Genomic DNA, 19,314 nt, shown 5'->3' on the forward strand with positions numbered 1-19,314 from the left:
ATAAAAGAAGCGTCTGAAAAGGCGCTTCTTTTTTTACTTTCGAACAGATATTAGATAAAGATATAAAAATACTATATTTTTTCCAAAAATTGTCATATTGTAGTCGGATTGTGGAGGCTTTATACTTGAATCAATCAAAATATAACAAATATTTGAAAGGGGGATAAGGATATGCCAGGACCGGGAGCATTTTGGATTGGTGAGGAAGAAATCAACGAAGTAGTAGATGTTTTGAAAAGCGGACATTTATCACGCTATGGTAAGCTGGAAGACCCGAATTTCAGGCATAAAGTAATTTCTTTTGAGGAGGAATTCGCAAAGTTTTCGGGAGCCAGGCACTGTCTGGCTGTGTCCGGAGGAACCAGCGCCCTGATCAACTGTCTGGTATCCATGGGAGTGGGGCCGGGAGACGAGGTGATCGTGCCGGGATATACGTTTGTGGCGACCATGTCTGCGGTTCTGTTTGCAAAGGCGATACCGATTCTGGCGGAAATCGACGATTCCCTGACCATGGATCCGGATGATTTTGAGAAAAAGATCACACCGAGGACCAAAGCGGTTATCCCGGTACATATGCTTGGAAATCCGTGCAGGATGGACAGAATCATGGAAATCGCCGACAGACATGGCATTGCGGTCCTGGAGGACAGCTGTCAGGCCTGCGGCGCCACCTACAGGGGCCGTCCCGTCGGCTCATTCGGAAAGATGTCAGCGTTTTCCCTCAATATCTTCAAGACCATCACTGCAGGAGACGGGGGCATGCTGACCACGGATGACGATGAATTGTTTACCAGAGCCTTTGCCTTTCATGACCAGGGCCATCTTCCTTACCGGGCCGGAGCGGAAATTGGCGGGCGGACTATCATCGGGATGAACCAGAGGGTGAACGAGGTGAGCGGAGCGGTGGCATTGGCTCAGGTCCGCAAGCTGCCGCTGATCATCAGTACGCTCCGCAGGAATAAGGAAAGGCTGAAAAGCAGGCTGCAGGGCCTTCCGGGATTTAAGTTCCGTACCATCAATGATGAAGGGGAGTGCGGCACGATTCTGACACTGATCTTTGATACGAAAGAACTGGCAGATCGTTTCTGCAAGGAAGTGAACACAAAGGTGGTATATGAATCCGGATGGCACGTGTATGCCCATATGGAGCAGATACTTGGTAAATGCACTTCCACCGCGTTTAAGTGTCCCTACGAATGTCCCGTTTATGGAAGGGAGGTCAGCTATACCTCTGATATGCTGCCGAAAACGGATGATATTCTCATGCGAAGCGTAAATATCAGCGTAGGTGTGGTCGACGCAGCGCTGGCTGCGGGATTTGGCGTCAATATAAACTCTACGGACGCGGAAATAGACAGAGCGGCGGACAAAATGGCGGAAGTCATACAAAAAATCAGTTTCTGAGAAAAGCTCTCGGAGAAAAGGAGAAAAAGGTATGAATTTTAATGTCGGTATCGATTTTCTGATAAAAGAAAACCCGGTGGGTGCTATTTTCGGGGATGATGAGATCAATGCAGTCGCACGGGTGATGCGTTCCGGGAAAACCTTGGCTTATGGCGAGAACCGGGACCAGTTTGAGGCGGAGTTTGCGGAATATGTGGGCGCAAAACATTGTATCACCACATCCTCAGGTACGACAGCCCTGGATCTGGCGGTCATGATCCTCTGCTTAAAAGAAGGGGACGAGGTGATCTCCACTCCTCAAAGCTTCCGGGCTACCTATTTAAAGCTGGCAAGTAAAAATATCACCATCAAGTTCGCGGATGTTTTTCCAGATACCTTGAATATGGATCCGTCGACCATTGAGGATAAGATCACAGACAGGACAAGGGCTATCATGATTATGGACTATGCGGGCAACCCCAATGACATGGACGCGATCATGGCGATCGCCAGAAAGCATGATCTGAAGGTAATAGAAGACGCCGCCCATGCTCCGGGCGCCAGCTACAGGGGGAGGAAAATAGGCTCCATCGCGGATCTGACCTGCTTTTCCTTCCAGTCTTTAAAAAATATGTCCCTGGGCGGCGAAGGAGGCGCGGTCACAACGGATGATGACGAATTGGCGGCCGCGGCTCTGGAAATACGGGCGTATGGGATACTCGGTGAAAAAAAGGAAAGGGAAACGCCGTGTATCGGGCCTTATAAACCGTTAAAGCATATCTACGATCACGCCAGTTTTTCTTATACCCATGACTGGACTCACATCGACGAGATCGGCACTAATATGAGAATTACTGAAATGCAGGCGGCTATAGGCCTGGTACAGCTTGCGAAGCTGGATAAGTTCAATGAAATGAGAATTGCCATCGCGAAGAAGTATAATGAAGCTTTCAATCGGGTGGAGGGGCTTCGGACTTTAAAGATTGATCCCCAGGACCGCTGCGTATATCATTTATATCCGGTCTTTATCGATCCGGAGATTCTGGGAGTAGACCTGCAGGGCTTCATCGATTACCTGCAGTTTGAAAAACGGATTCAGATCATCCTGCGATTCTTCCCGGCGACGGTTTCTGACTATATGGTCTACAAAGGACACAAGCTGGGGGAATCCCCCGTGTGTGAAAAGGTATGGTTTGAGCAGCAGGTCAATATCCCGATCAATCCCAAGATGACGGAGGTTGAGGTTGCCTATGTCATCAACAGCGTAGTGGAAGCGGCAGAACACTTCAAGTCAAATAAGTGAGAGAGGTGATTTCATAGGTGGAGGAACAGGAATATGCTTTGAAGCTGGAAGGGATCAGGAAAAGCTATTATGGAGTGTATGCCCTGGATAACGTGGATTTTGCAGTGAAAAAGGGGACGATACACGCTCTGATGGGTGAAAATGGAGCCGGGAAATCCACTTTGGTGAAAGTGATAGCAGGGGTGCACCGGCCTGATGAAGGAAAAGTTATTCTGAAGGGGAAAGAGGTATCCTTCTCAAACCCCGGCCAGTCCATTGACCATGGCATCGCGATGATCTACCAGGAGCTGAACCCTATACTTGATATGACCGTGGCGGAGAATCTTTATCTGGGAAGAGAACCCATGAAAAAAAGAAACACAATCATAAATGATAAAAAAATGTACCGGGATGCGAGGGAACTTTTGGATAAGGTGTCCCTGGATGTGGACCCTAGGATGAATATGAGATTACTGTCCGTGGCTCAGCATCAGCTGGTGGAGATCGCGAAAGCGATCGACCGGAATGCGGAGCTGATTATCATGGATGAACCTACCTCTGCTTTGTCGGAACGGGAAATCGAAGGCCTGTTCCAAATCATGAGGGAGCTTAAGAACCAGGGGCGCACTATCATTTATATCAGCCATAAGCTGGATGAGGTCTTTCAGGTGTCGGATGAGGTCACAGTTCTGAGGGACGGGCATTATGTGGGGACATTCTTTACGCGGGAACTGGACAAAAACCAGCTGATAAAGAAAATGGTGGACAGGGAGCTGACGGAGATTTTTCCGGTTCGCAGGAAAAAACCGTCGGGCAAGATAAAGCTGTCCGTGGAAGGCTTATCCCGGAAAAATGAATTTGATAATATAAATTTTGAAGTTTATGAGGGAGAGATCCTGGGCATGGTGGGCCTCATGGGAGCGGGAAGGACAGAAATCGCCCAGGCCGTATTCGGATGCACAAGGCCGGACAGCGGCCGTATTCGGATAGATGGAAGAGAAGTGCATATCCGGACGCCGAAGGACGCGGTGGAGCACCGCATGGGATTTGTGACAGAGGACCGGAAGCTGACCGGTCTTGTGCTCCCCATGAGCGTGAAGGACAACGTCACTCTGGCGCACCTGGAGAAGCTCTGTACCGGCAGATATTTCATACGGAAAAAGGAAGAGAAGGAACTGGCGGAAGAATATGTAAAGAAACTCCGGACTAAAATTATGGGACTTGGGCAGCTGGTACAGAACCTTAGCGGCGGAAACCAGCAGAAAGTGGTGCTGGGGAAATGGCTGATGAATGTGCCGGAGATCCTGATACTGGATGAGCCTACAAGAGGAATCGATGTCGGAGCAAAATCCGAGATTTATCAGCTGATCGCGGACCTGGCGGACGCGGGAATCACGGTCATCATGATTTCCTCGGAAATGGAAGAAATTCTTGGATTATGTGACCGCATGGTGGTGTTTCACGAAGGACATAAAAGCGGAGAAGTGATGAGGGCAGACACCACGCAGGAACAGCTCCTGGAAATGGCGACGAGCTGACGGGAACATAAGAATAAAGGGACGGGAGGAACAGTATGGATCCTACAAATCATAATTCAAGAGAACTCGCAAAAGGCAAATATAAGCAAAGCCGGATATTCATGGCAAAGTATGGGATTGTGATCGCATTTGTCATATTCTGCCTGATACTGAGTATTTCCACCAGGGGACGTTTTTTAAACATCGGAAATATCCTGAATGTTCTCAGGCAGGTGTCCATCAATGGAATTCTGGCGATCGGCATGACCTTTGTCATCCTCACCGGCGGGATAGATTTGTCCGTCGGTGCCACAGTGGCCCTGTCCGGCTTTATCTGTGCCAGTGTTTATAAGGCGGGCTGGGGGATGCTTGCAGTATTCGCGCTGACTGTTCTGTGCGGAGGCCTGATAGGGCTGGTAAACGGCTATCTTGTGGCAAATCATTCTCTGGCGCCCTTTATCGTGACCCTGGGCGTACAGACCATGGTGAGAGGTTTTACGTATATTTATTCAGATGGAAAACCGATTTCACAGTTCACGGGTAATTTTGTGGAAATTGGTCAGGGCAGCTTCCTCGGCATTCCCATACCGGTCTGGATTTTACTGATCACCTTTTTGATCTCCTGTTTTATATTGTATAAAACTAAAATGGGACGGTATGTGTTCGCCGTAGGAGGTAACTTGAACGCGGCGCTTTATTCCGGTGTGAGGACTAAAAGCATCCTGCGGTTTGCGTACTGTTATTGCGGCCTGATGAGCGGCCTGGCAGCCGTGGTCCTGACATCCAGAGTATCGGCGGCCCTGCCGCAGGCGGGACTGGCCTATGAATCTGACGCGATCGCTGCAGTGGTCATCGGCGGCACCAGCCTTTCCGGTGGGAAAGGAAGGCTCTGGGGTACCATAGTCGGAGTCCTGCTGATCGGGGTGATCACCAACGGACTGGACCTGCTCTCTGTTTCTTCCTATATTCAGCAGGTGGTGAAGGGAGCCATTATCATCGGAGCCATATTGTTTGACAGGTTTACAAATCGGACGAATTAGCAGATAAGGAGGGTATTAAATGAAAAAGATGAAAAAGGCAATGGCGCTCATCATGTGTCTCGTCTTATGTACGGGAGCGCTGGCAGGCTGTTCGGGCAAGCCGACCGCCGCAAAGGAGACCACCGAAAAAGAAACTGCAAAGGCAGCACAGGATGAAACGACGGCCGCAGAATCGCAGGGAGCTTCCGCGGTACAGAAAGCCGTGGAAAAGGCAGGGGATAAAGACCACATCGTGATCGGCACATCCATTTATTTCATGACTGAATTCTGTGTGCTCATGGTAGAAGGAATGCAGGAGGAAGCGGAACGGCAGAATGCGGAACTGGTGGTACTGGATGCCAAAAACGACGCCTCGCTGCAGCTGAACCAGATTGAGAATCTGATCTCTCAGCAGGTGGACAGCATCATCATATCGCCCGTGAATTCGGACGCGGCGGAACCGGCCCTGGATTTATGTGAAGCGGCGGGGATTCCCATATCGGCAGTAAATATGACGATCACCACGGACCGGGATTACTATTATGTGGGGCCGAATGAGATCCAGGCCGGCGAGCTGGCGGCCCAGTGGCTGATCGACAATGTGGGAGAGGATGCCAAGGTCTGCATTATCCAGGGGCCCATCGGCTGTTCGGCGCAGATTTTCCGGGATGAAGGCATCTTTAACATACTTGATAAACATCCGGGGGTCGAGGTTCTGGCTATTAAGCCGGGGGACTGGAACCGTAATACCGCTGTTTCCCTGACGGAGAACTGGCTGACTACCTATGGAGATAAACTGGATGCGATCATTTCCCATGATGATGATATGGGCCTTGGAGTTGTGCGCGCTCTGCAGTCAGCCGGCAAATTGGAAGATGTGAAGGTGATCGCGTGCGCCGACGGGATAGAGGAGGCGTGTGAATCGGTAAAAGCAGGAGAAATGTCCGTCACCTTTTTCCAGGACGTGTTCCGGGAAGGGGAATTGTCCGTGGAAATGGCGGCGAAGCTGGCGCGCGGAGAAAAGATTGAGGAACAGCAGGTGCTGATCGACATGATTCCCACGGAAAAGGAGTACGCGCAGGAACTGCTGGAGGACTACTACGGACCCAGAAAATAGACTATTACAAATATCAGACATGCGTTAATGGCTGATCGGCAGAAAGGAATAAAGGGCGAATGCTCCAAGTATTTTGGAGCACTCGCTCTTGACGTCGTTATATTAATAAGAACTATTTGAAAGGAGCCGCTTATGCTGACAGTATTGATCTCAGACGATGAGCCGGACGTGTGCCAGCTGATCGCACATTTAATAGATTGGCCGGCGATGGGCCTGGAGCTGGCAGGAATCGCCGTAAATGGCCTGGACTGCCTGGATAAAATTAAACGCTTCCGGCCGGACATTGTCATTACAGATATCCGCATGCCCGGCCTGGACGGCCTGAATTTGATCCGGCAGGTTCACGAGAACGGGCTCCGGCCATATTTCATCATCATCAGCGGATACCGGCATTTTCAGTATGCGCAGCAGGCCATCCGCTATGAAGTAGAAGACTATCTGCTGAAGCCCATAGGAAAGGCAGAGCTCACCTACTGCCTGGAGAACATTGTCCGGAAGATACGGGCGAACCAGGAAAAAGCCTGTGCCGCCGAGGAAAAAGAGTTATTGTTCAAGGAAAGCAGGCAGCGGCTGCAGGGACATTTGGTGACGGTGCTTCTTCACCGGCCTGGCGCATGTGGTTCCATGGATATCCGGAGTCTGAACGAAACCTTTCATACAGCATTTCAGGAAGGGGAGTTTCTGGCTGTTTGCATGCAGGCCAGCGGAGCAAAGGGAGTGACGGAGGAGGAGCTGGCGTCGGTTCTTAAATATGCGGAAAATACCGCGATTCGTATGCTGGCGGAGCAGAGGCTTAAGAATGTGCTGGCGGTCGACGGCTTCCGCTTGTTTGGAATCGTCAATTGTAATGCCGGAGAAGGTGCGGCTGCCCGAATGGCGCTTGGCACAGCATACCGTACGGCTCTGGCTTATATAAAAGACAGGAAGGACATTGCCCTATCCTGTGCCATCAGCCGTGGGGGAAAAGAACCGGAAGAATTTACACGCATGCTGAAGGAGGCCGGAGAAGGAGTAGATTATCAATTGGTATGGGATCCTGGACGGGCGGTCGATATGGAACAGGTTTCCGGTAGCTCCATGGATATGGAGGAAATCTGTCCTCTTCCGGTCAAACGGGATATCGAAAACACCGCCGCGGCTTTGGATATAGATAAGATGTGCCGGGGAGTGGACCTTGTTTTCCGGGAATTCCGGAAATGGGAAGCCGGAAACCCCAGAATGCTGTTTGAGTTTTGCAGATATCTGGAGGACGCCATAAGAAAGTCTTTGGAGAATAGCAAGATTTGTGAGAAAATACCGCCTGGGATTTTATGCTCCGGCGGGGTATCAGACCTAACAGAAATGAACCGCAGCGTTAAAGAACAGATCGGAGAATTGTTCGGACATCTGATTCAGGAAAGTGAATCCAATGGTAATCGGTCGGTGCGGACCGCGAAGCAATATATAAGCGAGCATTTTATGAAACCAGTCCGCCTGTCGGAGGTGGCGGAGCTGGTCCATATGAATGCCGCGTACTTCAGCACGGTATTCAAAAAAGAAACGGGAGAATCGTTCAGCGACTATGTCACAGGCCAGCGGATGGAAGCAGCAAAACGGTTTCTGCGGGGCAGCGATCTGCCGATCAGCGTGATAGCAGAAAAGGTGGGCTATACGGAGACGGCATATTTCAGCAGGCTTTTTACAAAGGTCGTCGGAATCAAACCGTCACAGTACAGGAATCTTCATTCTTAGGAGGGGTATATGAAACAGAATTCCCGGCCGCAGACAGCGGCCATCCGGCTGTTATTCAGGTATATTATATATGGGATTGTATTTGCGGCGCCAGGCATCCTTCTGGGAGTGCATTTGATGGGAGAGACAGGCTATGGATACCGTGCGCTCCTTTTCGGCGGGATTTTGCTGGAAGTATTTGTTTATGCCTCGTATTTGCTTTTTGGATACCGGAATATTTACAAGGTACACCGTCAGATTGACGCTGCCCTTCGGGAGGTCTCTGAAGTTTCAGAAGGGATAGAAGGGGTGACCGGCGTGGACAGGATATGCAGGACCGTGGTAAGGCTGAACGGATATACAAATAAAAAGAACACACAGAAGATGCTGGTGAAGCAGGCGGAACTGAATGCCCTCCAAAATCAGATCAATCCCCATTTTTTGTATAATACCTTGGAGTGTATACGAGGGAAAGCCATGGTACAGGGGGCGGAGCAGATCGCCAATATGACAGAAGCCCTTTCCGCGTTTTTCCGCTACAGTATCAGCATCCAGGAGAATCTTGTGACTCTGGAGCAGGAGCTACAAAATACGAAGAATTACTTCTTGATTCAAAAGTACCGGTTTGGGAACCGCTTTCACCTCCGGATTTTCTTGGTGGAGGAATCGGAAGCGGGTGAATATCTGATGCCGAAGATGACCCTGCAGCCCATTGTAGAAAACGCGATTTTTCATGGGCTGGAAAAAAGTGTTTCAGAGGGAGCGGTCACCATACGTGTGACGGCGACGGAAAAAAGGCTGATACTGGCAGTCCAGGACGATGGGATCGGAATTCCCGGACCGGTTCTTAAGGAGATTCAGGAATCTCTGAACGGTCTTAAGAAAGACCGGGGGGAGGAAGGAATGCACAGCGGAATCGCTTTATCCAATATAAACGAAAGGATCCATCTCCATTTTGGATTCCGGTACGGTATCTCGATCAACAGTGAAGAAGGATTGGGAACGGAAATTACGATTACACTGCCGGCGGTAAAGAAAGCGGCCGGCGGCGCGGGAGACAAACGGCGGATGGAAGAGACGCTCGGGAGGGACGGCTATGAGGCGGGAACTTTTGCGGATGGAGCACATCACGAAGACGCAATTTGATATCAAAATGCTGGATGACCTGACGCTGAACGTTTACAGCGGGGAGATATTAGGGGTATTAGGCCTGTCGGGTTCGGGAAAGACGCTGGTATCCCGTATTCTGGCCGGCAAAGATATTTCGTTCTCCGGCGACGTTTACGTTCAGGAAGAACCAGTTGAGGATTTCACGTCATTTATATGGAGGAAGGGGATTTTCTGTATCTTGTCCGTAGACGGACTGGTGCAGGAGCTCTCCATCGCGGAGAATATATTCGTGATGCAGCCGGACGGGAGACCATATGAACGCGTCCGGACGAAAAAGATATGCAGGGAATCCCGGAAAATACTGGAATTCCTGCGCCTGGGGCATTTGAACCCACGGATTCCGGCTAAGAATCTTTCCCGATATGAGCAGTGTATGATACAGGTGGCAAGGGCTTTGGTCGCCAAAGCGGAGCTGATTGTCATGGATACCATTTTTGAGGCTATGTCCCGTGAGGAACAGATAAAGCTGGAGCAGTCCATTTTTATGCTGCGGGACACCGGGATTGGATTTCTGATTACAAGCCGTTTCGGAGAATATCTGATTCCGGTATCGGACAGGATCGCCGTACTACGGGGCGGACATAATGTGAGGACCTTTTATCGGGAAGAGTTTTCCCAGGAGCGTCTTCTGCGGGTTATGCTGGGATTTCGCCATATTGATGCAGGCAATATGAAAGCAGAATCAGGACAAAAGGAGGTCCTGCGGTTTGAGAACACAGAACTTTACGGGCTGAAGGGATTTTCTCTTGCCATAAAGGAAGGAGAGGCGGTAGGCCTGTGGGAGCTTCAAAATGAGAGGAATATGGCATTATGCACGCTTTTGCTGGGAGAACAAAAGGGATACAGAGGGAAGATTTATTTGAAAGGAGAACCGTTCGTCCCCAGAGATATTCCCAGAGCAGTCAAAAGAGGAATCGGAGTCATCCGGAACGACCCGCTTAAAACGGGGCTGGTCCCTTCCATGACGGCGGCTGACAACCTACTTATTCCTGCGGTCAGAAAAATCACAGGCGCAGTATTAAATAAAGGCATATATAAATTCATCAGATCAGAACATTCCGGCCTGCTGGAGGCTGACATCATCAGGAGCAGGACGGAGGAGCTGGATATTTATGACCAGTACAGGATTCTGATGGAAAAGTGGGCTTTGGACCGGCCGGCTGTTCTTCTCTGTATCAATCCTTGTATTACCAGCGATGTGGTGAGCAATCACATTATTTTTGAATATATGAACCGGATGAGGAAGAACGGGAGCGGAATCCTCACCGCATCCTCCAATCTGAATTATATGATGACCATATGCAGCCGGATCGTCGTCTTTTACGGGGAATCCTCCTGGCTTGAGTTTTCCAGAGACGAGTTCAGCCTCATCGACAGCGTATTAGAATCCTTCCATTGAATCGGTTTTCCGGAATATAACGTTCTTGTAAAGCTTGGGTAATGATGTTATAATATACACCAGCATATTTCGGGCACTGGACATGACCGGAGTAGTTGAAGGAGAGTTCTATGAAAAACGATATGAAACTGAAAGGGCGGCTTCAGGGATTCTTAAACTGGCCATTATATATGGGAGCTCTGGTCATTATCATGACCGTTACGGCCTATGCTTTCAGCATAAAGGCGGGACTTATCTGCACGGTCCCGGCTGTGGTCTACTGCGGCGTCGCCCTGTGGTTCTATTTTGTGAAGCGCCCCATGATCATGCGGGAGCTTTTGCTTTTCGCCGTGGACCACGCGCAGATCCAAAAGCAGCTTCTGGCGGATCTGGACGTACCGTATGCGCTGCTGGATGAGCAGGGTAAGGTCCTGTGGATCAACAATGCCTTTGGTGAGATCATCCGGAAGGATAAGAGCTGGCACAAAAAGATCACAGATCTTTTCCCGGACGCGGGAATACAGCCCAATTCTCCCTTTGAAGAGGAGATGATCTATGACGTCTCCTATGAGAACCGGTATTATAGACTTCATCTGAAGAATATTTATATGACAGAGGATACTTCTCCGGAAGAAGAGGATGGGTTTAAGGTAGGACTGATCGCGGCATACCTGTTTGACGAGACGGAAAAGATCCAGTTCCAGCAGGAGATTGAAAATCAAAAGCTGGTGGCCGGCCTTATCTATCTCGACAATTACGACGAGGCGCTTGAGAGCATCGAGGAGGTCCGCCGTTCGCTGCTCATTGCCCTCATAGACCGGAAGATCAACAAATACATCAACAGTATGGGCGGCATTGTAAAGAAGATTGAAAAGGATAAATACTTTGTCATCATAAAGAACCAGTATATGGAAAATCTGAAATCCGCCAGATTCTCCCTGCTGGAGGATGTGAAGACCGTCAATATTGGCAACGATATGGCCGTAACGCTGAGCATCGGCCTCGGGATGGGCGGCGGAAGCTATATCCAGAATTATGAGTACGCGAGGACCGCCATCGACATGGCCCTTGGCCGGGGAGGCGACCAGGCGGTCGTCAAGGACGGCGAAACCATAAACTATTATGGAGGAAAATCCCAATCCCAGGAAAAGAATACCCGCGTGAAGGCCCGCGTGAAAGCCCACGCTCTCAGAGAACTGATTGAAACCAGGGAGCAGGTTTTTATCATGGGACACAAGATAGGCGATGTGGATTCCCTGGGCGCCGGCATCGGCATTTACCGGGCGTGCAATGAGCTTAATAAAAAGGCGCATATCGTGCTGGATGACATCACATCATCGGTCCGCCCCATTCTGGAAAGGTTTATCAATAATCCGGATTATCCGGAGGACATGTTCATCAAGGGAGACAAAGCTATTGAACAGGCCGATGACAATTCTCTTTTGGTCGTCGTGGATGTGAACAGGACTAATTTTACAGAGTGCTCTCCTCTTTTGGATATCATACCGACCATTGTGGTATTGGATCATCACAGGCAGACGAGGGAGAGCATCACCAATGCGGTCCTTTCCTATGTGGAGCCTTATGCTTCCTCCACTTGCGAGATGGTTGCGGAGGTCCTTCAGTATATCGGAGATAATGTGAGAATCCGCCAGGCGGAAGCAGACGCCATGTATGCGGGAATCGTGATCGATACCAATAATTTTATGAACAAGACCGGGGTCAGGACCTTTGAGGCCGCCGCTTTCCTGCGCAGGAACGGCGCCGACGTGACAAGGGTCCGGAAGATGTTCCGCGACAGTATGCAGGACTACAAGGCAAAGGCAGAGGCCGTCCGCCATGCCGAGGTATTTGAGGAGGCGTTTGCCATAAGCATCTGCCCTGGAGATAATATTGAGAGCCCTACGATCATTGGGGCTCAGGCGGCCAACGAGCTTCTGGACATCGTCGGCATCAAGGCGTCGGTGGTGCTCACAGAATTTCAGGATAAAATCTATCTCAGCGCCCGTTCCATTGACGAGGTGAACGTCCAGATCATCATGGAAAAGCTGGGAGGAGGCGGTCATATGAGCGTGGCGGGAGCGCAGCTTACTGACTGTACCATGGAGCAGGCGGTGGAAAAAGTAAAAGCGACCATTAAACAAATGCTGGATGAAGGAGAGTTATAAATGGAAGTAGTATTAATGGAGGATGTAAAGGCTCTTGGAAAAAAGGGCCAGATTGTAAAGGTGAACGACGGATACGCAAGAAACTATATCCTGCCGAAAAAACTTGGCGTGGAAGCGACTGCAAAGAATCTGAATGATCTGAAGCTGAAGCAGGCCCACGATGAAAAAATGGCCCAGGAGCAGCTGGAGGCGGCCAGATCGTTCGCGGCCAGGCTGGAAAGCTGTACCGTGGAGCTGGCAGTGAAGTCCGGCGAGGGAGGGAAGGTGTTCGGTTCCGTTTCCTCAAAGGAGATCGTGGCTGCGGCAAAGGAGCAGCTTGACATGGAGCTGGATAAGAAAAAGATCCAGATTCAGGAGCCCATTAAAACTTTAGGGACCCATGAGATCTTGATCAGGCTTCACAAAGATGTGACGGCGAAGCTTAAAGTACATGTGACGGAAAAATAAAGGCGGATGGATTTACGGCAAGGAGGATTCTATGGACGAGGCGCTGATTAAGCGGATACTGCCTCATAGCATTGAGGCAGAGCAGTCGGTAATAGGGTCTATGCTCATGGACAGAGACGCCATAATCACGGCGACGGAGACTATCCGGAGCGATGATTTCTATGACAGACGATATGGCGTCATGTTTGAAGCCATGGTGGAATTATATACAGAGGGAAAGCCGGTCGATCTGGTCACTCTCCAGGACCGCCTGCGGGAAAAGGATGTGCCGCCGGAAATCAGCAGCCTGGAGTTCGTACGCGATCTGGTCACGGCTGTACCCACTTCGGCCAATGTCCGCCAGTACGCCCGCATTGTTTACGAAAAGTCGGTTCTCAGGCGGCTGATACGGGTGAATGAGGAGATTGCCAATGAATGTTACGGCGGAAAAGAACAGCTGGACGTCATTCTGGAGGAAACGGAGAAAAAGGTCTTTGACCTGCTGAAGGACCGGGGAGGCGGAGATTTCACACCCATCAAGCAGATTGCTCTGAACACGCTGGAGAAGATTGAAAAGGCGTCTCAGAATAAAAGCGCCATCACTGGTATCCCTACTGGTTTTACGGATCTGGATTATAAATTATCCGGCCTCCAGCCGTCGGATCTGGTCCTGGTGGCAGCCCGGCCGTCCATGGGAAAGACTGCCTTTGTGCTGAACATTGCTCAGCATGTGGCACTGAGAAAAAATTATACGACTGCGGTCTTCAGTCTGGAAATGTCGAAGGAACAGCTGATGAATCGTCTGTTCTCCATGGAATCCAGGGTGGATTCCCAGGCTCTCCGGACAGGAAATCTTTCGGATTCTGATTGGGACAAGCTGGTGGAAAGCGTCGGCGTGATCGGGAATTCCAAGCTGATCATTGACGATACGCCGGGTATCACCGTATCGGAGATGCGTTCCAAATGCAGGAAATTCAAGCTGGAGTTTGGCTTGGATCTGATTATCATTGACTATCTGCAGCTGATGTCAGGCGGAAAACGGGCCTCGGATAACCGGCAGCAGGAAATCTCAGAGATCTCCCGTTCGCTGAAAGCCCTGGCCAGAGAGGTTGGAGCCCCCGTCATCGCCCTGTCTCAGCTGTCCCGCGCGGTGGAGAGCAGGACGGATAAACGCCCGATGCTTTCGGATCTCCGTGAATCGGGAGCGATCGAGCAGGATGCCGACGTGGTAATGTTCATATACCGGGATGACTACTATAACAAGGATACGGAAAATCCCAATATCGCGGAGATCATCATAGCCAAACAGAGAAACGGCCCCACGGGAACGGTGAACCTGGTATGGCTGCCGGATTACACGAAGTTTGTAAATATGGAAAAATAGCGTGGAATATGGAGAGAGATATGGCAAAGGCGGTATGGAAGCCGGGGAATTTTATTTATCCGGTGCCGGCAGTTCTGGTCAGCTGCCAGGATGGGGAAGGAAGGCGGAACTTGTTCACGGCCGCGTGGACCGGGACTGTCTGCACCAATCCTCCCATGGCTTATGTTTCTGTGAGGCCGGAGCGCTATTCCTATCACATGCTGCGGGAAACGGGAGCGTTTGTGATAAATCTGACGACAGAACCCATGGCAAGAGCAGTGGATTACTGCGGAGTAAAGAGCGGACGGGATGTGGACAAATGGAAAGAGACCGGACTTACGCCGGCCGCCGCTTCCGTGGTAAAAGCGCCTCTGGTCCTGGAATGTCCCGTGAATGTGGAGTGCCGGGTGACAGAGGTTAAGGAGCTGGGGTCTCATCATATGTTTTTGGCTGAGGTGAAAGCCATTCAGGTTGACGAAGGATATTTGGATGAGAAGGGGAAGTTCTGGCTCCGGAAAGCGAAGCCTCTGGCCTATTCTCACGGCACATATTATGGGCTGTCGGAGGCGTTGGGTACGTTTGGTTACAGTATTCGAAAAAATACGACAAGGCCGGCTGAAAATAAGAAAAAATTCAAGGGGAAAACGGTTTAAAGCCGTTGCAAATCAGCATAGTTTTGATATAATGGGCTTATTCGAACCGAAAGGAGTTTCATGAGAATTGGCCCATTACTTGATTTCTGAAGCCTCACGCAGATTAAATGTGGAGGCTCATGTGTTACGATATTGGGAGGAAGAGTTAAAGCTTGAGATACCGAGGAACGAGTTAGGTCATCGTTATTATACGGAGAAGCAGCTTGCGCTGTTTCAGAGGATAAAGGAATTAAAAGAACTTGGATACCAGCTAAAGGCTATCAGAACTAGTCTGAACCAAGAGGAAGGACTTGAACTGAAGGCGGATGAGGCTGGATTTTTATTGGAAGAAGACAGGGAGCATCCGGTAAAAGCCTCGGCAGGAGTCCTGGAAGAAAAGACGGAGCATGCCAGCCTGGACGAAATGGACCAAGAGGGCGCCGGCACGGAGGAGGTACATAGCCGCCAGAAGGACAAGCCCGCAGAGGCCCGCTTTAAGGTGCTGGATGGGGAAGGCCATGGGAAAGCTTCCGAGAACGGCGGGACAGACGCTGAGGTCAAGACGGACAAGCAGGATGGGCAAAGCGGCACAGAGCTGTCCGTTTCTGAGAGTGACGTACAGAGAGGGCTGACCGCATCTCCGGAAAAGATGGAGCAGTTCCAGGCGATCATGACAGATGTGCTGACGGAAGCGCTCCGGCGGAACAGTTCCAGCTTTTCAGATGCAGTGAGCGGACAGGTTTCGGAAAAAGTTGTCAAAGAAATGAATTTTTTGATGCGGGACCGGGAGGAGCGGGAGGAAGAAAGATACCGAAAGCTGGATGAGACCATCCGGGCCTGCCAGAGAGTCCAGAAGCAGAAGAATGAAGCGGCGGCCACTAAGGTGCCCGTCCGGAAGCTGAAAAAAAGAAGATTTGGCAGAAGAAAAGAGAAATAAAAGAAGGCCCTTAACGCGAAGGCAGCGAAAGACTGCCGGTGCGGGAGGGCCTCATTTTTCTTACAAGATATTGTTTATTTTACTTCATTTCCTTTGCTGATATTTCCTTTTTCAAAGGAATCCGCATTGGACAGGGTAGTCGCGGCGATTGCCTCCAGGGCTTCCTCTGTGAAAAATCCCTGATGGGAGGTTATGATCACGTTGGGGAAAGAAAGGAGACGGGCAGTGGTAGAGTGTTCGAGTATCTCATCCGAACGGTCCTCGAAAACGTTTCGTGTTTCTTCTTCATAGACATCCAGCCCGACACCGAAAAATTTACGTGCGCGGATGCCGAGGATCAGATCATCTGTTTTAATAAGTCCGCCCCTGGAGGTGTTGATCAGGATCACCCCGTCTTTCATTTTGGCGATAGTGTCCTTATTGATCAGATGATAAGTATTATCCATCAAAGGGCAGTGGAGGGAAACCAGGTCGCTGGAAGCCAGCAGCTCGTCCAGGTCCACATAGGTCACGAAATCCAGGTCCGGATTCTGATAAACGTCATAGGCGATCACCTTCATACCAAAGCCCCGGCAGATTTTGGCCATGGCCGCGCCGATTTTTCCGGTGCCGATGATGCCGGCAGTTTTCTGGTGAAAGTTAGACCCCATGAGTCCGGCCAGGCTGAAGTTGTTTTCACGTACTTTGATATAAGCCTTGTGAAGATGCCGGTTTACAGCCAGGGCCAGAGCCATCGCGTGCTCGGCGACCGCTTCCGGAGAATAGCCGGGGACTCTCAGTATCGTCATGCCATAGCTTTTAGCGGCTTCCAGGTCAACATTGTTAAAGCCGGCGCAGCGCATGAGAAGAAGTCTGACGTGGCAGGAGTTCAGTACATCCAGCGCAGGCTTGCTCAGATCAGAGTTCACAAAGGCGCAGACCGCGTCGTAATCCCTGGCGAGAGCGGCCGTCTGGGGCGACAGATCTGTTTCCAGGTAATCAATCTGAATATTGGGATAATGGACGAGCTGATGCTCAAAGGTCTCTTTGTCATAAATTTTCGTGTCGTAAAATAGAATCTTCATGGTTTGTCCTCCTATTGTTGCCGTGTCTGTAATTCTACGCTACTACTAGTATTATACAAAAAGAACGCCTGTATACAAGAGGAAAAAGAAACAGCCGGCAATAGCCGGCTGGATTCTTTTCATGTACGTATACGCTTTATGTGAATTGATTATTCAGCAGAAATAGCGCCTGTAGGACATACAGCAGCGCATGAACCGCAATCTACACATTCGTCTGCGTTGATCTCGTATTTGCCGTCGCCTTCTGAAATTGCGGATACGGGACATTCGTCAACACAGGTGCCGCATGCTACACATTCATCTGAAATTACGTGTGCCATAATGAAATCCTCCTTCTATAGTATGTATTATTTAGGAATACTGCTGACAGTATTGTAATACATGGGACATGGAATTTCAAGTGTTAAATTCAGTGCAATCCGAAAGTTGGCGGAACCTCGCAGGACATGGAAAGTCCGGGGCTTGAAAAGTGCAGGAAAATAGAGTATAATGCCCTTGAATCCGCTGCTTGTGGCGGAAGTATACAAGATTAGGAGGAACACGGAATGGCTCAGGTGACAAAGGATACGTTAATCGGCGAAGCTCTTCGCATGGACCAGGGGATTGCTCCGGTTTTAATGGGCGCGGGCATGCACTGCATCGGCTGCCCTTCTGCGCAGGGAGAATCTCTGGCGGAGGCTGCAATGGTACATGGCATTGATGCGGACCAGCTGGTAAATGCAGTAAATGAATATTTAGCGGCGAAAGCCCAGTGATCACGCTGAAAAAGCCCGGCTCCCTTGGGAGGTCCGGGCTTTTTTGCATTTACATCATAGAAGGAGGCTTTCCGCCGGCTCTTAAAGCGCCTGCAGAATCTGCAGCGCCGTTCCCTCAATGATGATATCGTAGTGTTCCTGGAAATAGGCTTCGGTCGCATAGGTGTTTTTCTTCCTGGTCCCGAATTCCGACAGTGTATTGAGAACCCGGACGAACGCCTCTTCCGCATAACCCTGCTGGCTGATGACCAGGAGGTAATCTCTGGAAGAAGGATTCCGGTACAGAGAATTATAACCGTCAAAACTGTCCCCGAGGACCTGAGAGGCCTGGGAGACGGACTCCAGAGTGGAGAATTGGAACACCCGCGTCTTGTCTGCCGGCTCGGGTGCGGGAGAACTGGTGGCCTCCTCTGTGCTGTCCAGCTTAACAGCGCCTTCCAGTCCGGGCTCCGATAAATTGTCATCATAATCCGTTTCGTCCTCTGCGGAGGACGGGGCGAACTTGGCAAACCTGGTATCCAGCTCTTCCGGATCGTCTACCTTGGTGATGATCAGCATGATGCTGTCTCCGGAAAGGGGAATCGCTTCCACCATGAGCGGGTTGTCTTCCGCCTCAAAGCCAAAATCGTTGAAGGCCTGCTGCATCATTTCCCGGAACAGGCGTCTGGCTTTGTCGCTGCCATAGGCCAGCTCGCCCAGATTCAGCTGCCGGTCCGTGAGGTCGCTGCTGTCCAGCGTGCAGCGTATCTGGTTGTCACTGATTTTTTCTATTTTCAAAAGAATCACTTCCTGTCTGTATCAGATTATTAGGGGTCAATATTGTTTGGCTATAGTATAAACAATACGGGCCCGGATGTAAAGTGCTTCTTTCAAGTACATATTGGGGCAAATGCAAAATCTTATACTTGTATTTCCCCCTGATATATATTATGATTAATGAAAGAAGCGGTCTTTCATTCTATTCATTATGCCCAGTCGGGCAATATATTTCCGTTTTAATTACAATTAAATAAAGGGAGATTTTCTATGAAAAAGAAAAAGCTGACAAAAGAGGAACGCAAACGGTACGATTCCCTTTTAAAACAGATGAAGCGTTATGAAAAACGCGGTGTGGAAATCACTTTGTCCGGCGAGGAGCTTCCCCTGGAAGATATTGCCGCAGCCTGTGCGGTGAAAGAGCATGGCTGTTACATGGGAGACTACATATGGGATGATAAAGGCGTCCTGTCGGAAATACGCTATGATAAGATCGGCGGAGACGCCGAAAGCAGGAAATAAACCGTCATAAGGTATGGTAAAATGGCGGCGGAGACGCTGCGTCACTTCTCACACAAATCTTAAGATTCTCTAATTTTTTTCCCACATTCACAGTTCGTCCTTCAAAATATGTTAT

Annotated in this window: 18 protein-coding genes; 15 read left to right on the forward strand and 3 right to left on the reverse strand. The window is 50.1% G+C overall.

Annotated features, from left to right (window positions below):
- The first annotated feature begins 171 nt into the window (after positions 1 to 171).
- The 13 genes from H9Q78_RS09200 to H9Q78_RS14650 all read left to right on the forward strand — a co-directional run bounded on the left by H9Q78_RS09200 (position 172) and on the right by H9Q78_RS14650 (position 16,102).
- The gene (locus H9Q78_RS09200; protein ID WP_249301178.1) at positions 172 to 1,404 is read left to right on the forward strand and encodes a DegT/DnrJ/EryC1/StrS family aminotransferase; all 1,233 of its coding nucleotides are present in this window, start codon (positions 172 to 174) and stop codon (positions 1,402 to 1,404) included.
- A 31-nt stretch (positions 1,405 to 1,435) separates the two neighbouring features.
- Complete coding sequence (locus tag H9Q78_RS09205; protein ID WP_249301180.1) at positions 1,436 to 2,686, forward strand: DegT/DnrJ/EryC1/StrS family aminotransferase; 1,251 nt, start codon at positions 1,436 to 1,438, stop codon at positions 2,684 to 2,686.
- 17 nt (positions 2,687 to 2,703) lie between these two features.
- Positions 2,704 to 4,203, forward strand: coding sequence for a sugar ABC transporter ATP-binding protein (locus H9Q78_RS09210; RefSeq protein ID WP_249301183.1), 1,500 nt, complete (start codon positions 2,704 to 2,706; stop codon positions 4,201 to 4,203).
- 35 nt (positions 4,204 to 4,238) lie between these two features.
- Complete coding sequence (locus H9Q78_RS09215) at positions 4,239 to 5,222, forward strand: ABC transporter permease (RefSeq protein ID WP_249301186.1); 984 nt, start codon at positions 4,239 to 4,241, stop codon at positions 5,220 to 5,222.
- A 19-nt stretch (positions 5,223 to 5,241) separates the two neighbouring features.
- On the forward strand, positions 5,242 to 6,318 hold the full coding sequence (locus H9Q78_RS09220) for a substrate-binding domain-containing protein (protein ID WP_249301188.1): 1,077 nt from the start codon (positions 5,242 to 5,244) through the stop codon (positions 6,316 to 6,318).
- Positions 6,319 to 6,450: 132 nt separating this feature from the next.
- Complete coding sequence (locus H9Q78_RS09225; protein ID WP_249301190.1) at positions 6,451 to 8,049, forward strand: response regulator transcription factor; 1,599 nt, start codon at positions 6,451 to 6,453, stop codon at positions 8,047 to 8,049.
- 9 nt (positions 8,050 to 8,058) lie between these two features.
- Positions 8,059 to 9,174: a sensor histidine kinase gene (locus H9Q78_RS09230; protein ID WP_249301192.1), complete on the forward strand. Its 1,116-nt coding sequence runs from the start codon at positions 8,059 to 8,061 to the stop codon at positions 9,172 to 9,174.
- A complete protein-coding gene (locus H9Q78_RS09235) occupies positions 9,125 to 10,597 on the forward strand; it encodes an ATP-binding cassette domain-containing protein (protein WP_249301194.1) in 1,473 nt (490 codons plus the stop codon). The genes H9Q78_RS09230 and H9Q78_RS09235 overlap by 50 nt, the downstream gene beginning before the upstream one ends.
- A 110-nt stretch (positions 10,598 to 10,707) precedes the next feature.
- Positions 10,708 to 12,744, forward strand: coding sequence for a DHH family phosphoesterase (locus H9Q78_RS09240; RefSeq protein ID WP_330595125.1), 2,037 nt, complete (start codon positions 10,708 to 10,710; stop codon positions 12,742 to 12,744).
- A complete protein-coding gene (gene rplI, locus H9Q78_RS09245; RefSeq protein WP_249301196.1) occupies positions 12,745 to 13,191 on the forward strand; it encodes a 50S ribosomal protein L9 in 447 nt (148 codons plus the stop codon). It begins immediately after the preceding gene.
- 31 nt (positions 13,192 to 13,222) lie between these two features.
- Positions 13,223 to 14,554 carry a replicative DNA helicase gene (gene dnaB / locus H9Q78_RS09250; protein ID WP_249301197.1) on the forward strand — a complete coding sequence of 444 codons (1,332 nt, stop codon included), beginning with the start codon at positions 13,223 to 13,225 and terminating at the stop codon, positions 14,552 to 14,554.
- A gap of 20 nt (positions 14,555 to 14,574) precedes the next feature.
- Positions 14,575 to 15,186 carry a flavin reductase family protein gene (locus H9Q78_RS09255; RefSeq protein ID WP_249301200.1) on the forward strand — a complete coding sequence of 204 codons (612 nt, stop codon included), beginning with the start codon at positions 14,575 to 14,577 and terminating at the stop codon, positions 15,184 to 15,186.
- A 121-nt stretch (positions 15,187 to 15,307) separates the two neighbouring features.
- Complete coding sequence (locus H9Q78_RS14650; protein ID WP_249301202.1) at positions 15,308 to 16,102, forward strand: MerR family transcriptional regulator; 795 nt, start codon at positions 15,308 to 15,310, stop codon at positions 16,100 to 16,102.
- 74 nt (positions 16,103 to 16,176) lie between these two features.
- On the opposite strand, the gene H9Q78_RS09265 is transcribed toward H9Q78_RS14650, so the two are convergent.
- Positions 16,177 to 17,166: a 2-hydroxyacid dehydrogenase gene (locus H9Q78_RS09265; RefSeq protein ID WP_249301204.1), complete on the reverse strand. Its 990-nt coding sequence runs from the start codon at positions 17,164 to 17,166 to the stop codon at positions 16,177 to 16,179.
- Between the two features lie 149 nt (positions 17,167 to 17,315).
- A complete protein-coding gene (locus H9Q78_RS09270; RefSeq protein WP_147595389.1) occupies positions 17,316 to 17,486 on the reverse strand; it encodes a DUF362 domain-containing protein in 171 nt (56 codons plus the stop codon).
- Positions 17,487 to 17,711: 225 nt separating this feature from the next.
- Here H9Q78_RS09270 and H9Q78_RS09275 point away from each other — a divergent pair, with 225 nt between their 5' ends.
- Positions 17,712 to 17,921, forward strand: coding sequence for a DUF1858 domain-containing protein (locus H9Q78_RS09275; protein ID WP_147595388.1), 210 nt, complete (start codon positions 17,712 to 17,714; stop codon positions 17,919 to 17,921).
- Between the two features lie 81 nt (positions 17,922 to 18,002).
- On the opposite strand, the gene H9Q78_RS09280 is transcribed toward H9Q78_RS09275, so the two are convergent.
- Positions 18,003 to 18,698, reverse strand: a complete 696-nt coding sequence (locus H9Q78_RS09280; RefSeq protein WP_249301206.1) for an adaptor protein MecA — start codon at positions 18,696 to 18,698, stop codon at positions 18,003 to 18,005.
- 249 nt (positions 18,699 to 18,947) lie between these two features.
- Here H9Q78_RS09280 and H9Q78_RS09285 point away from each other — a divergent pair, with 249 nt between their 5' ends.
- Positions 18,948 to 19,199 carry a hypothetical protein gene (locus H9Q78_RS09285; RefSeq protein ID WP_249301207.1) on the forward strand — a complete coding sequence of 84 codons (252 nt, stop codon included), beginning with the start codon at positions 18,948 to 18,950 and terminating at the stop codon, positions 19,197 to 19,199.
- Positions 19,200 to 19,314 lie beyond the last annotated feature (115 nt).

Origin of the sequence: Qiania dongpingensis, from assembly GCF_014337195.1 — a bacterium.
GTDB lineage: Bacteria > Bacillota > Clostridia > Lachnospirales > Lachnospiraceae > Lientehia > Lientehia dongpingensis.

Coding starts and splice junctions, on each gene's coding strand:
- H9Q78_RS09205 (WP_249301180.1), top strand. CDS start 1,436: ATGAATTTTAATGTCGGTATCGATTTTCTGATAAAAGAAAACCCGGTG.
- H9Q78_RS09285 (WP_249301207.1), top strand. CDS start 18,948: ATGAAAAAGAAAAAGCTGACAAAAGAGGAACGCAAACGGTACGATTCC.
- H9Q78_RS09230 (WP_249301192.1), top strand. CDS start 8,059: ATGAAACAGAATTCCCGGCCGCAGACAGCGGCCATCCGGCTGTTATTC.
- H9Q78_RS09270 (WP_147595389.1), bottom strand. CDS start 17,486: ATGGCACACGTAATTTCAGATGAATGTGTAGCATGCGGCACCTGTGTT.
- H9Q78_RS09275 (WP_147595388.1), top strand. CDS start 17,712: ATGGCTCAGGTGACAAAGGATACGTTAATCGGCGAAGCTCTTCGCATG.
- H9Q78_RS09255 (WP_249301200.1), top strand. CDS start 14,575: ATGGCAAAGGCGGTATGGAAGCCGGGGAATTTTATTTATCCGGTGCCG.
- H9Q78_RS09240 (WP_330595125.1), top strand. CDS start 10,708: ATGAAAAACGATATGAAACTGAAAGGGCGGCTTCAGGGATTCTTAAAC.
- rplI (WP_249301196.1), top strand. CDS start 12,745: ATGGAAGTAGTATTAATGGAGGATGTAAAGGCTCTTGGAAAAAAGGGC.
- H9Q78_RS09200 (WP_249301178.1), top strand. CDS start 172: ATGCCAGGACCGGGAGCATTTTGGATTGGTGAGGAAGAAATCAACGAA.
- dnaB (WP_249301197.1), top strand. CDS start 13,223: ATGGACGAGGCGCTGATTAAGCGGATACTGCCTCATAGCATTGAGGCA.
- H9Q78_RS09265 (WP_249301204.1), bottom strand. CDS start 17,166: ATGAAGATTCTATTTTACGACACGAAAATTTATGACAAAGAGACCTTT.
- H9Q78_RS09215 (WP_249301186.1), top strand. CDS start 4,239: ATGGATCCTACAAATCATAATTCAAGAGAACTCGCAAAAGGCAAATAT.
- H9Q78_RS09225 (WP_249301190.1), top strand. CDS start 6,451: ATGCTGACAGTATTGATCTCAGACGATGAGCCGGACGTGTGCCAGCTG.
- H9Q78_RS09220 (WP_249301188.1), top strand. CDS start 5,242: ATGAAAAAGATGAAAAAGGCAATGGCGCTCATCATGTGTCTCGTCTTA.
- H9Q78_RS09235 (WP_249301194.1), top strand. CDS start 9,125: ATGAGGCGGGAACTTTTGCGGATGGAGCACATCACGAAGACGCAATTT.